Source organism: Lentzea sp. JNUCC 0626 (assembly GCF_043632865.1).
In the GTDB taxonomy this organism is placed as follows: domain Bacteria; phylum Actinomycetota; class Actinomycetes; order Mycobacteriales; family Pseudonocardiaceae; genus Lentzea.
Genome location: NZ_CP171635.1, coordinates 8020612 through 8032539, shown reverse-complemented (window position 1 = coordinate 8032539; position 11928 = coordinate 8020612). Strand labels below are relative to the sequence as shown.

The following is an 11928-nucleotide window of genomic DNA, read 5'->3' as shown; positions in this document are numbered from 1 at the left end:
TGTGGTTTTCGGCTCGGCAGCGCAATGTTGTCGTCGTGAGCGGGACTGAGAAGGCAATGCAGGGCGTGGCGGACACGCTCAGAGAGTTCTGGGCCCACCGTCCGGTGCGGCCCCGTGCAGGGCGCAAGCTCGGAGGCGTCGCCACCGGGATCGCCCTGCGCTTCCAGATCGACCCGGTGATCGTCCGGATCGCGTTCGTCGCGCTCGCTCTGTCGGGTGGCGTCGGCCTGCCGCTGTACCTCGCGGGCTGGCTGCTGCTGCCGGAGGAGGGCGACCAGGTGTCGCCGCTGGAATCGTTGCTGCACAAGGGACACAGCTCGGCCCCGTCGTCGACGACGGTGTTCGTGGGCATCCTGATGTTCCCGGCGCTCGCGTACATGTTCGGGGGGAACGGCGGGTTCCAGGTCTTCGTGACGCTGGCCGCGGCGGTCGCGTGCATCTACCTGCTGCAGAAGAACCGAGGGCACCTGCAGCCGGCCGCGACCCTGCCCGACCCGGCGACCGCGCCGACACCCCCGGTGCCCGGCGCGCCGGCCTGGGACCCGCTGGGCGCCGCCCCGTTCGCCTGGGACCTGCCCGAGCCGGCCCCCAAGCCGCAACCGCCGGCCCCCCGCCCGCGCAAGTCGCGCATCGGCGCCACGACCCTGGGCGTGGCCGTCCTGACCGTGGCCGCGTCCGCGATCCTGGGCGCGTGGGTGCCGTGGTTCACCGTGGCGCACACGATCGGCCTCGTGCTGGCCGTGCTCGCGGCGGGCCTGCTGATCGGTTCGTTCACCGGCGGCGGCCGCAGCCTGATCTGGCTGATGATCCCGCTGTCCGTCGTCGGCTTCGGCATGACCGCCGTCGACTTCGACGGCCCCACCCGCATCAGCAGCTTCGACGAGACCCCCCGCTCCGTCACCGACGTGAAGGACCGGTACGAGACGAGCGTGGGCAGCGTGATGCTCGACCTGCGCGACCTGCCTGACTCCGGCGAGGTGAAGACGGCGATCAACGTCGAGCTCGGCGAGGCCGTGGTGCACGTGCCGCGCGACGCCGACGTGACGTTCCGCTGCGAGGCGTCGTCCATCGGGGAGCTCGACTGCCTCGGCAAGCGGGCGGAAGGCAGCAGTGTGGCCGTCGACGGCCGCGACCTCGGCGCCAACGGCGAGGGTGGACTGAAGATCGATCTCGACGTGCGGTCGAGCGTCGGAGAGGTGCGGGTGCTCCGTGACTGAGCAGGGAATGCGGCGGCGGATCGACCCGCTGACGCTGGTCTTCGGGATCGGCGGCGGGCTGATGGCGGCCTACGTGCTGACCAACGGGTCTTTCTGGTTCGACTTCCGGTGGGCGCTGGGAGGGACGGCCATCGTGGTCGGGCTGGTGCTGCTGACGAACTCGCTCAGACGCAAGACCCACGAATGAGAAAGGGCCCCGGGGACATCCCCGGGGCCCTTCTCCTTATGGCTCTACTCCCACTCGATGGTGCCCGGCGGCTTCGACGTCACGTCGAGCACCACGCGGTTGACCTCGGCCACCTCGTTGGTGATCCGGGTCGAGATCCGCTCCAGCACCTCGTACGGCAGGCGCGTCCAGTCCGCGGTCATCGCGTCCTCCGACGACACCGGCCGCAGCACGATCGGGTGTCCGTAGGTGCGGCCGTCGCCCTGCACGCCCACGCTGCGCACGTCCGCGAGCAGCACGACCGGGCACTGCCAGATGGTGCGGTCGAGACCGGCCGCCGTCAGTTCCTCGCGCGCGATGGCGTCGGCCTGGCGGAGGGTGTCGAGGCGGTCCTGGGTGACCTCGCCGATGATGCGGATGCCGAGGCCCGGGCCGGGGAACGGCTGGCGCTGCACGATGGTCTCGGGCAGGCCCAGCTCGGTGCCCACGCGACGGACCTCGTCCTTGAACAGCGCGCGCAGCGGCTCGACCAGTGCGAACTGCAGGTCGTCCGGCAGGCCGCCGACGTTGTGGTGCGACTTGATGTTCGCGGTGCCCGCGCCGCCACCGGACTCGACGACGTCCGGGTAGAGCGTGCCCTGCACGAGGAAGCCGTAGTCGCCCTCGGCCTTCAGGTCGCGCTCGGCCTGTTCGAAGACGCGGATGAACTCGCGGCCGATGATCTTGCGCTTCTCCTCGGGGTCCGTCACGCCGGCCAGGGCGTTCAGGAAGCGCTCGCGGGCGTCGACCGTGATCAGGTTGACGCCGGTCGCGGCCACGAAGTCGCGCTCGACCTGGGTGCGCTCACCGGCGCGCAGCAGGCCGTGGTCGACGAAGACGCACGTGAGGCGGTCGCCGATGGCGCGCTGCACGAGCGCGGCCGCGACGGCCGAGTCGACGCCGCCGGACAGGGCGCAGATCGCCTTGCCGTCGCCGATCTGCTCGCGGATGCGGGTGACCTGTTCGTCCACGATGGACGACGTGGTCCACTGCGGACGGATGCCCGCGATCTCGTGCAGGAACCGGCGCAGGACCTCCTGGCCGTGCGGCGAATGGTGCACCTCGGGGTGGTACTGGACGCCGGCGAAGCGGCGTTCCTTGTTCTCGAACGCGGCGACGGGTGCGCCCTCGCTCGTCGCGGTGACGGTGAAGCCCTCGGGCGCCTTGGTGACGGCATCGCCGTGGCTCATCCACACCGGGTGGCTGGCCGGGAGTTCCTGGTGCAGCGCGCCGCCCTCGGTCGGGACGCTCAGGTCCGTGCGGCCGTACTCGCGGGTGCCGGTCTGTTCCACCGCGCCGCCGAGTGCGCTCGCCATCGCCTGGAAGCCGTAGCAGATGCCGAAGACCGGGACGCCGGCCTCGAACAGCTTCGGGTCGACCTGCGGGGCGTTCTCCGCGTACACGCTCGACGGGCCACCGGACAGAACGATGGCCAGGGGGTTCTTGTCGAGCATCTCGCTCACGGTCGCCGTGTGCGGGACGACCTCGGAGTAGACCTGGGCCTCGCGGACGCGGCGGGCGATCAGCTGCGCGTACTGGGCGCCGAAGTCGACGACGAGAACAGGGCGGTTGCTGGTGTCGGACACGCCGCCAAGGATCTCATGCGTGGACGAGGAACTGCTGACCGGTGGCGGGCTGAACCAGGTGTTCAGGGTGGGTGAGGCGGTGCGCAGGCCGGCCGGGCCGTGGGCGCCGCGGGTGCACGAGTTGTTGCGGCACTTGGCACCACTGGGGATCGCGCCGGTTCCGCTCGGGCTGGACGCCGAGCACGAGTGGGTGAGCTATCTGCCGGGTGAGGTTGGCCACGTGCCGCCGGACGACGACCGGGCGTTGATCGCCTCGGCACGGCTGCTGCGGCGCCTGCACGACGAAACGAGACAGTTCGTCTCGGTGCCGGACGGCTGGCAGCACCCCGCCCGCGAACCCGTCGAGGTACTGCTGCACGGCGATTTCGCGCCGTACAACATCGTGTTCGACCAAGGGCTGCCCGTGGGCGTCTTCGACTGGGACTCAGCTCATCCGGGGCCGCGCTGGTGGGACGTGAGCTGGGCGCTGATCCAGTTCGTGCTGGCCCTGCCGGACGACCGCGCACGGCGCACTCGGCTGTTCTGCGAGACGTACGGCATCGAGTACGACCCCGAGCACGTGTTGATCCGCCTGGACGACATGATCCAAACGATTCGCGAGCACCCGGCGTTCACACTTCAACGCGCTGAAAAGCACGATGACTATTACCTGGGACTCGTCGGTTTGGTGCCTGAAATCGGCGAAGCCCATTTCAGGCACCAAACCGACCCGATCTTCTAGGAGTGTGACCGGTACACCCAGGCCAACAGGGCTTAACGTGGGCCTCATGGACGCGTTCACGCCGCAGCCCAGGCCCTGCTGGGTCGCCGGCCGCCCCGAGCAGGGCGAGCAGGCGTTAGAGGTTCTCCACCCGTTCGACGGCACCGAGGTCGCCTCGGTCGCCGTACCGGGCAGAGATCAGGTGGAACGTGCGATCGCCGCGGCGGCGTCCGTGGCGAAGGAGTTCCGGCGCACGCCCGCGCACGTGCGGGCCGAGGCGTTGCTCCAGGTCTCGCGGACGCTGGCCGAACGCGAGGAGGAGATCGCCGAGACGATCACCGCCGAGAACGGCAAGCCGCTCAAGTGGGCCGAGATCGAGGTGCGGCGGGCGGTCAACACGTTCCGGTTCGCCGCCGAGGAGGCCCGGCGGTTCAGCGGCGGCTTGCAGCGGCTCGACACCGATGCCGGTGGCGAGGGGCGGATGGCCGTCGTCCGGCACGTGCCGCGCGGGCCGGTGCTGGCGGTGGCGCCGTTCAACTTCCCGCTGAACCTGGTGGCGCACAAGGTCGCGCCGGCGCTCGCGGTGGGTGCGCCGGTGATCGTGAAGCCCGCGTCGGCGACGCCTCTCAGCGCGTTGCTGCTGGGCGAGATCCTGGCCGAGACCGCACTGCCGGAGGGCGCGTTCTCGATCCTTCCGGTGCGCGGCAAGGACATGGAGGCGCTCGTCACCGACGAACGACTGCCGGTCATCTCGTTCACCGGGTCGACGAAGGTCGGCTGGTCGTTGATGGAAGCCGCACCGCGCAAGCACGTCGTGATGGAGCTGGGATCCAACGCGGCGGCCGTCATCTGTCCTGATTGGACGGACCTGGACCACGCGGCGCAGCGCATCGCGACGTTCGGCAACTACCAGGCCGGGCAGTCGTGCATCGCCGTGCAACGGGTGATCGTCGACCGGTCGAAGGTCGACGAGTTCGTGCCGAAGCTCGTGGAAGCGGTGGCAGCGCTCAGGACCGGCGACCCGCACGACCCCGAGGTCGAGGTCGGGCCGTTGATCGACGAGGACAACGCGCGCCGCGTCGAGGAGTGGGTGCACATGGCCACCGACGTCGGCGCGAAGGTGCTGATCGGCGGCAAGCGGACCGGCGCGACCGTCGAACCGACCGTGCTCACCGACGTGCCGAGGACCGCGAAGGTGTGGACCGAGGAGATCTTCGGGCCGGTGCTCGTGGTGTCCGTCGCGGACGGGGTTGAGGACGCGTTCGCGCAGGTCAACGACTCCAAGTACGGGCTGCAGGCCGGGGTGTTCACGCGCGACGTGCAGGTGGCGTTCGAGGCCGCGGCCGAACTCGAGGTCGGTGGCGTGATCATCGGCGACGTGCCGTCGTACCGGGCCGACCAGATGCCGTACGGCGGCGTGAAGGGGTCGGGCACCGGACGCGAGGGCGTGCGGTCGGCGATGGAGGACTTCACCGAGGAACGCGTGACGGTCCTGACGGGCATTCAGCTGTAGCCCAGGGCTTTCCGCAGCACGCGGTCGTCGCCGGCGGGTCCGGCGACGTGACCGTCAGGTCGGATCAGGCGTCCGTCCGCGACCGTGAAACCCGGTCCGGCGGCGCGTGATCCGGCCACCAGTTCACCGCCGTCGGTCGTCAACGGCGAGTCGGCGTAGGCGAACGGCGTGAAGAGCTTGCCGGAGTCGATGCCCACGCCGGAGTTCAGCGCCTTTTCCCTGCGCGCACGCTCTTCCGGCGTGCCCGGGACGAGGAAGCGCATGGTGTCGCCGGTGATGCGGAGGTTCTCGTCGGCGGCGCCCCCGCGTTCGGCGTCGTAGGACGCCAGCAGGCCAGGACCGGCCTCGCCCCGGCGGTCGGCCGCGATCTTCCAGGCGGCGTTGTCGGCGTCGCAGATGCCCGAGTTCAGGCCGCGCGCACCGAACGGGCTCATCACGTGCGCGGCGTCTCCGGCCAGCACCACCCTGCCGTCGCGGAACCTCGACGCGCGGCGCTGCTGGAAGCGGTAGGTGGACTGCCAGACGACCTCGTACGGCCGGTCGCCGACGATCGCGCGGACGTGGGCGTCGGTGAGCTGGACGTCCTCCGCCACCTGCCAGTCGATCCGCCAGACGCCACCGGGTTGCGGGTGCAGCAGCACCTGGCGGCCCGGATTCCACGGCGGGTCGAAGTAGAAGCGGCGTTCCGGGGAAGCGAAGTCCAGCTCGACGCGTACGTCGGCGATGATGAACCGGTCGTCGAACGAGAAGCCCTCGAACCCGATGCCGAGGACCTCCCTGACCCTCGAGTGCACGCCGTCGGCGGCGATGCAGTGCGTGGCCCGAATTCCGTCCTTTGTGGACACAACCTCGTCGTCCTGAGAGAGATCGACGAGCGGGTGGCCGTAGCGGAGTTCGATCAACGGCTCGGCGCGGACCCGCTCCTCCAGCAGCCGTTCCACCACGGTCTGCGGGGTGTTCACGAACGGCGGGAAGCCCGGCACCTCCGGAAAGGTCAGGGTCACGACCTCGCGGTCGCGGTGGTAGGTGCGGCCGGTGTACCAGGTGATCCCGGCGTCGGCGACGGCCTGGCCGACGCCGATCCGTTCGAGGATCTCCAGCACGTCGCGCTGCACGCAGATCGACCGGCTCCCGGCCCGGTCCCGCCGTTCCGCCGCCTCCAGCACGACACTGGGCACACCGGCCCGGGCGAGGAACAACGCGGCGGTGAGGCCGACCGGTCCGGCGCCGACGACCAGGACGGTCATTGCAGGGCGTCCCAGACGGCGCGGTCGCGGTCGGCGGTCCAGATCTCCGGCCACTCCCGGCCGTCGCACTCGTCCCAGTAGCGCTGCACGTCGAACGGCAGGCAGTGCTCGAAGATCGGCCACCGCCCGTAGCGGCCGACGAGGGCCTCGTGCGCCTGCCGGAAGGCTTCCTTGAGCGTGCCGCCCTCGGCGTGCACACCACCGACCGTGCGGCGCAGCTCGTTGAGGAAGTGCCTGCTCTGCGCGATGGCGGCCTCGACCTCCATCCGGTCGCGCGCCACCTTGCCGCGCCCGCCGACCAGCACCTCGGCGCCCAGGTCCTCGATCTCGTCCAAAGTGGACGTCGCCCACTCGTCGTGGAACGCGTCCCCGGTGTACAGCGCGGCCTGCGACTCGACCAGGTCGCCCGCGAACAGGATGCGTTGCTGCGGCAGCCACGCCACGATGTCGCCCGCCGTGTGGCCGCGGCCGAGGAACTGGAGCACGAGGTCGCCGCGTTCGTCGCCGAGCGGAATCGTCATGCGGTCGGAGAACGTCAGCGTCGGCCAGGTCAGGCCGGGGATCTCCTCCGGCCGTTCGAAGAGCCGCGGCATCCGGCCGAACTCGCTCTCCCAGTCCTGCTGCCCGCGTTCGGCGATCAGCACGCGCGTCATCTCGTGCGCGACGATCTCCTGCGCCTCGAACGCGCTGGCCCCGAGCGTGCGCACGGCGTGGTAGTGGCTCAGCACGAGGTACCGGACCGGCTTCTTGGTGTGTTTGCGCAGCTGGGCGAGCCAGCGGCGCGCGGCCGCCGGGGTCGCGCGCGCCTCGAAGCAGATCAGGAAGTCCTCGGCCTCGATGGCCGCGACGTTGGGATCACCTTCGGCGGTCAGGGTGTAGACGCCGTCGGCGAGTTCGACGAAGACCTCGTCCTTGGGAGCGAGGTCCGCGCTGGAGGCGAAAGGCTTTTTGGCCATGCCTCCACCGTGTCAGGACGCCTTCACGATCGGCAACCGCAATGCGGCTGGAGCTTGATCAGGAACCGCCGGGTTCTTCGGCTTCGTCGGGTTGATCCTCTGGTAGGCCTGCCCCTGACTCGGCCGCTGGTCCTGCTCGCCCTTGTTCGGCCACAGCGAGAACGCCCGCTCGGCCTGCGCGGTGATGGTGAGGCTCGGGTTCACGCCGAGGTTGGCACTGATCGCCGAACCGTCCACAACGGACAGTCCGGGGTAGTTGAACACCCGGTGGTAAGGGTCGATGACGCCCTGGCCCTCGTCCGCCGCGATCGCGCAGCCGCCGATGAAGTGCGCGGTCAGCGGAACGTTGAACAGCTCGCCCCAGGTACCGCCCGCCATGCCGTCGATGTGCTTGGCGGCCAGCAGGTTCGCCTCGTGCCCGGCCGGGATGAACGCCGGGTTCGGCTCGCCGTGCCCCTGCTTGCTGGTGAGCTTGCCGCGCTTGAGGTACGTGGTGATGGAGTTGTCGAGGCTCTGCATGACCAGCAGGATCACGGTCCGCTCGCTCCACCGGTGCACGCTGAGGAGCCGCAGCAGCCGCATCGGGTGCCGGACCGCCTGCTTGATGAACTGCAACCACCGCGGCGTGCTCAGCGCGCCGTCCGTGGCGAGGGTTTGCAGCATGCCCATGGCGTTGCTGCCCTTGCCGTACCGCACGGGCTCGATGTGCGTGATCTCGTCGGGGTGGATGGAGCTCGTGATCGCGACGCCCTGCGTGTAGTCGGTCTTCGGGTCGACCGTGTACCGCGCGGCCCCGATGATCGACTCGGAGTTGGTGCGGGTGAGCTCGCCGAGCTTGGCGGAGATCTTCGGCAGCGTGCCGGCCTTGGCCTTGTGCAACAGCTGCTGCGTGCCCCACGTGCCGGCGGCGATCACGACCTGGTCCGCGGTGAAGGTCTTCGTCGCCCTGCCACCGGTCATCTTCGTGTCGATGGTCCAGGTGCCGTCTTCTTCCCGCAGTTGCGTGACCGTGGTCAGCGGGAAGACCTGCGCGCCGAGCTTCTCGGCCAGGTACAGGTAGTTCTTGACCAGCGTGTTCTTGGCGCCGACCCGGCACCCCGACATGCAGCTGCCGCACTCGGTGCAGCCGGTCCGCTCGGGCCCGGCACCCCCGAAGTACGGGTCCGCCGCCTTCTGGCCGGGCTCGCCGAAGAACACGCCGACGGGCGTCGGGTGGTAGCTGTCCTCGACGCCCATGTCCTTCGCGACCTTCTGCATGACGACGTCGCTCGGGGTCGTCGTGGGGTTCGTGACGACCCCCAGCATGCGGCTCGCCTGGTCGTAGAACGGCTCCAGCTCGTCCTGCCAGTCGGTGATGTGCGCCCACTGCCGGTCCTCGTAGAACGGCTTGAGCGGCCGGTACAGCGTGTTCGCGTAGACGAGCGAGCCCCCGCCGACGCCCGCGCCGGCCAGCACCATGACGTTGCGGAGGGTGTGGATGCGCTGGATGCCGAAGCACTTGAGCTGCGGCGCCCAGAGGTACTTGCGGAGGTTCCAGCTGGTCTTGGCGAACTCGTCGTCGGCGAACCGGCGCCCCGCCTCCAGCACGGCGACGCGGTAGCCCTTCTCGGTCAGGCGGAGCGCGGCCACGCTGCCACCGAACCCGGAGCCGACGATGACGACATCGAAGTTACCGGCGAGTTCACCCATGAACCGGAGAGTAGGCGTTACTTGCGGTAACGCCTAGTCCCCTATCGGTTCAGAACGGGGAGGGGCGGTCATGAACGCGGTCCAGAGGTCGACCGCCTGCTCCAGGCTCAGCGCAGCCACCTGCTCCCGCGGCACACCCGCGGTGTGCACGAGTCGCTCCGCCAGCCAGTCCGGAACCGGCTCGCGTGGCGGGGCCTGCTCGACGGTCACGTCGCCGGCGAGGCGGCCCAACCGCCCGATCACGTCAGCGAGCTTGGCCAGCGTGGAGTCTGCGGCCGCCATCGAAGCGATCCTGGCCGAGGCCTCGGCGTAGACCTCCGCATCCGAACGCACGCCCCCGCACCAGATCTCGCACACCTCGACCGTGCCGTCATCGGTGATCCGATAGACGATTCGCCAGTGGTTGCGCCCGACCACCAGCTTGCGGAAGCCGGTCAGTTCACCGCCGAGCGGATGCCCGGCCTCCGGGCTGTCGAACAGCATCTGGATCTTCTTGAGAACCTTGGGCACACCATCCGGCCCCAGTCGACGCAGGTCATCAATGGCGGCGTCGATGAACAGAACTTCAGCCATCGAGCCAGTCGTCGTCCTCCACCGCTGCCAGCGACTCACGGGTGTGACCGAACGCTGTCAACACGTCGTCGAAAGAGGTGCGCCTACCGGTGTCGGCAGCCGACCGCGCCAGCACGAGCGCCAGATCCCGCAGATCCGCCGCCGCTTCGTCGATCTCCGCCAGTCGGCTCACCGGCACGACTGCCGCGACTGGACGGCTGTGTCGCGTGACAACCACCGGATCGCCGTTCTCGGCGTCGGCAACCAGCCCGGCGACACCTCGCTTGGTCGCCTCGGTCACGGTCAGCTCGCGAGCGTCGTGAACAGCGGTCATGTACCGGACTATACAGAAAACTACACAGCAGAATCGAGGGGTGCGTCCGTGGACGCACCCCGCCGGTTCAGAGGACCAGGCCCTCGATGACCCAGACCATGAAGGCCACGGCCAGGCCGGTGATCACCAGTCCGCCGCAGACGAACAGGGTCAGCAGCTTCCAGCCGATCCCCCCGACGCCCTCGTCGGTCTCGTCGGTCTCGTCGGTCTCCTCGACCGAGTCGTCGTCGAACTCGTCGAACTCTTGGACCTCGGCGTCCGGGTCGATCGTGTCCACATCACTGTTCTTGCCGTCGCCGAACAAGGCATCCAATTCCACGCTCATGTGGACGCGCGGGGTGGCGGTTCGGTTGCAGGATCAGGTTTGGGCCCATGCGGCAATCGGCAGGCTGAGGTAAACGCCCACGTCAGCGAGGCCCGTGGCCTCGGCGACGGCCGCGCACAGGTCGTCGGCGCGGTCCTGGCGGTTCTTCGCGCGGCTCTCGAAGTACTTCGAGCGGATCTCGACAACGATGTCCATGCCCGTCGAGTCGAACGGGCCGCGCGGGCGGAAGCGCAGGTCGACGTCGCCCGGCTGGAGGTCGCCGTCGTAGGGCTCCTCCGGACACTCGACGGCCAGGGAGACCGCGTGCGGGAGCATCGCCGCCAGGTTCCTCAGCACTGCGTGGGGGACGTGGGGCGCGTAGCTGATCTCGACGAGCGGCACGGACGCCAGCAAAGCAGAAGGGCGCGTTCCCGCAGGAACGCGCCCTAAAGCAGTAACGGACTCAGCCGCGGATGGTCAGGCCGACCTTCTGGAACTCCTTGAGGTCCGAGTAGCCGGTCTTGGCCATGGCGCGCTTGAGGGCGCCGAACAGGTTCGTCACGCCGCGCGGGTCGGCCGACGGGCCGAACAACAGGCGGCGCAGGTCGAGTTCCTGGTCCACCGCGTCCGCGACGAAGCTGCGCGGCACGGACGGGTGCGCGGAGGCCGCGGTCCAGTACAGGCCCTGGCCCGGTGCCTCGGTGGCGGCGGCGAGGGGTTCGCCGAGCATCACGGCGTCGGCGCCGCACGCGATCGACTTGGCCACGTCGCCCGAGGTGGTGACGCCGCCGTCGGCGATGACGTGCACGTAGCGGCCGCCGGTCTCGTCGAGGTAGTCGCGGCGGGCTGCCGCGGCGTCGGCGATCGCGGTGGCCATCGGCACGCCGATGCCGAGGACCGAGTCGGTGGTGGTGACGCCGGGCGCGTAGCCGTAGCCGACGATCACGCCCGCCGCGCCGGTGCGCATGAGGTGCATGGCGGTGCGGTAGTCACCGACGCCGCCCGCGATCACCGGGATGTCGAGGTCCGCGATGAACGACTTCAGGTTCAGCGGCTCGCCACCGCGCGTGACGTGCTCGGCCGAGATGATCGTGCCCTGCACGACCAGGATCTCGACGCCCGCGGCCAGCAGGTCCGGGGTGAGCTCGGCAGCGCGCTGCGGGCTCACGCGGACCGCGACGGTGACGCCCGACTCGCGGATCTGCTTGACCGCCTCGGCGATCAGGTCCATCCGCAGCGGGGCGGCGTGCAGCTCCTGCAGCACCTTCACCGCGGCGGCCGGGTCCTCGTTGTCCTCGGTCGCCTGGACCAGGCGGAACAACGCCTCGTCCACGTCGCCGTGCCGCGCCCAGAGGCCCTCGGCGTTCAGCACGCCGAGGCCGCCGAGCTCGCCGACCGCGACCGCCGTGCCCGGCGACACGATGGCGTCGGTCGGGTGGGTGATCAGCGGGATGTCGAAGCGGTAGGCATCGATCTGCCACGTCGTGGAGACGTCCTTCGACGACCTCGTCCGACGCGACGGGATGATCTCGATGTCGTCCAGCTCGTAGGCCCGCCTCGCGGTCCGGCCCATGCCGATCTCGACCAGATCGCGCACCTGTGGTTCCTCTCCAGAGCTTTAGAAC

Annotated in this window: 13 protein-coding genes; 4 read left to right on the top strand and 9 right to left on the bottom strand. The window is 69.8% G+C overall.

Annotation, left to right across the window (positions count from 1 at the left end; translation table 11 throughout):
* Nucleotides 1–35: 35 nt before the first annotated feature.
* The gene (locus tag JNUCC0626_RS37380) at nt 36–1217 is read left to right on the top strand and encodes a PspC domain-containing protein (RefSeq protein WP_394615395.1); all 1182 of its coding nucleotides are present in this window, start codon (nt 36–38) and stop codon (nt 1215–1217) included.
* Nucleotides 1210–1404: a hypothetical protein gene (locus JNUCC0626_RS37375; protein ID WP_394615394.1), complete on the top strand. Its 195-nt coding sequence runs from the start codon at nt 1210–1212 to the stop codon at nt 1402–1404. The genes JNUCC0626_RS37380 and JNUCC0626_RS37375 overlap by 8 nt, the downstream gene beginning before the upstream one ends.
* A gap of 44 nt (nt 1405–1448) precedes the next feature.
* Here the strand turns inward: JNUCC0626_RS37375 and guaA are convergent, their stop codons facing one another.
* Entirely contained in the window at nt 1449–3008 is a 1560-nt protein-coding gene (guaA, locus tag JNUCC0626_RS37370; RefSeq protein ID WP_394615393.1) for a glutamine-hydrolyzing GMP synthase, read from the bottom strand.
* Nucleotides 3009–3027: 19 nt separating this feature from the next.
* On the opposite strand from guaA, the gene JNUCC0626_RS37365 reads away from it, so the two are divergent.
* Together JNUCC0626_RS37365 and JNUCC0626_RS37360 are read left to right on the top strand one after the other, a co-directional pair.
* A complete protein-coding gene (locus JNUCC0626_RS37365; protein ID WP_394615392.1) occupies nt 3028–3729 on the top strand; it encodes an aminoglycoside phosphotransferase family protein in 702 nt (233 codons plus the stop codon).
* 46 nt (nt 3730–3775) lie between these two features.
* Nucleotides 3776–5221: an aldehyde dehydrogenase family protein gene (locus JNUCC0626_RS37360; protein WP_394615391.1), complete on the top strand. Its 1446-nt coding sequence runs from the start codon at nt 3776–3778 to the stop codon at nt 5219–5221.
* On the opposite strand, the gene JNUCC0626_RS37355 is transcribed toward JNUCC0626_RS37360, so the two are convergent.
* The 8 genes from JNUCC0626_RS37355 to JNUCC0626_RS37320 all read right to left on the bottom strand — a co-directional run bounded on the left by JNUCC0626_RS37355 (nt 5212) and on the right by JNUCC0626_RS37320 (nt 11900).
* Nucleotides 5212–6468: an FAD-dependent monooxygenase gene (locus tag JNUCC0626_RS37355; RefSeq protein WP_394615390.1), complete on the bottom strand. Its 1257-nt coding sequence runs from the start codon at nt 6466–6468 to the stop codon at nt 5212–5214. The two genes, JNUCC0626_RS37360 and JNUCC0626_RS37355, sit on opposite strands and share 10 nt — an antisense overlap.
* Nucleotides 6465–7424 carry an MBL fold metallo-hydrolase gene (locus JNUCC0626_RS37350; protein ID WP_394615389.1) on the bottom strand — a complete coding sequence of 320 codons (960 nt, stop codon included), beginning with the start codon at nt 7422–7424 and terminating at the stop codon, nt 6465–6467. The genes JNUCC0626_RS37355 and JNUCC0626_RS37350 overlap by 4 nt, the downstream gene beginning before the upstream one ends.
* A gap of 12 nt (nt 7425–7436) precedes the next feature.
* Nucleotides 7437–9113, bottom strand: a complete 1677-nt coding sequence (locus JNUCC0626_RS37345; RefSeq protein WP_394615388.1) for an FAD-dependent oxidoreductase — start codon at nt 9111–9113, stop codon at nt 7437–7439.
* Between the two features lie 33 nt (nt 9114–9146).
* Nucleotides 9147–9686 carry a type II toxin-antitoxin system RelE family toxin gene (locus JNUCC0626_RS37340; RefSeq protein WP_394615387.1) on the bottom strand — a complete coding sequence of 180 codons (540 nt, stop codon included), beginning with the start codon at nt 9684–9686 and terminating at the stop codon, nt 9147–9149.
* Complete coding sequence (locus tag JNUCC0626_RS37335) at nt 9679–9999, bottom strand: type II toxin-antitoxin system Phd/YefM family antitoxin (protein WP_394615386.1); 321 nt, start codon at nt 9997–9999, stop codon at nt 9679–9681. Before JNUCC0626_RS37335 ends, JNUCC0626_RS37340 begins: the two co-directional genes overlap by 8 nt.
* 67 nt (nt 10000–10066) lie before the next feature.
* Nucleotides 10067–10324, bottom strand: a complete 258-nt coding sequence (locus JNUCC0626_RS37330) for a hypothetical protein (protein WP_394615385.1) — start codon at nt 10322–10324, stop codon at nt 10067–10069.
* 33 nt (nt 10325–10357) lie between these two features.
* Nucleotides 10358–10717, bottom strand: a complete 360-nt coding sequence (locus tag JNUCC0626_RS37325) for a hypothetical protein (protein ID WP_394615384.1) — start codon at nt 10715–10717, stop codon at nt 10358–10360.
* A 49-nt stretch (nt 10718–10766) separates the two neighbouring features.
* Nucleotides 10767–11900, bottom strand: coding sequence for a GuaB3 family IMP dehydrogenase-related protein (locus JNUCC0626_RS37320; RefSeq protein WP_394615383.1), 1134 nt, complete (start codon nt 11898–11900; stop codon nt 10767–10769).
* Between the last annotated feature and the right edge of the window lie 28 nt (nt 11901–11928).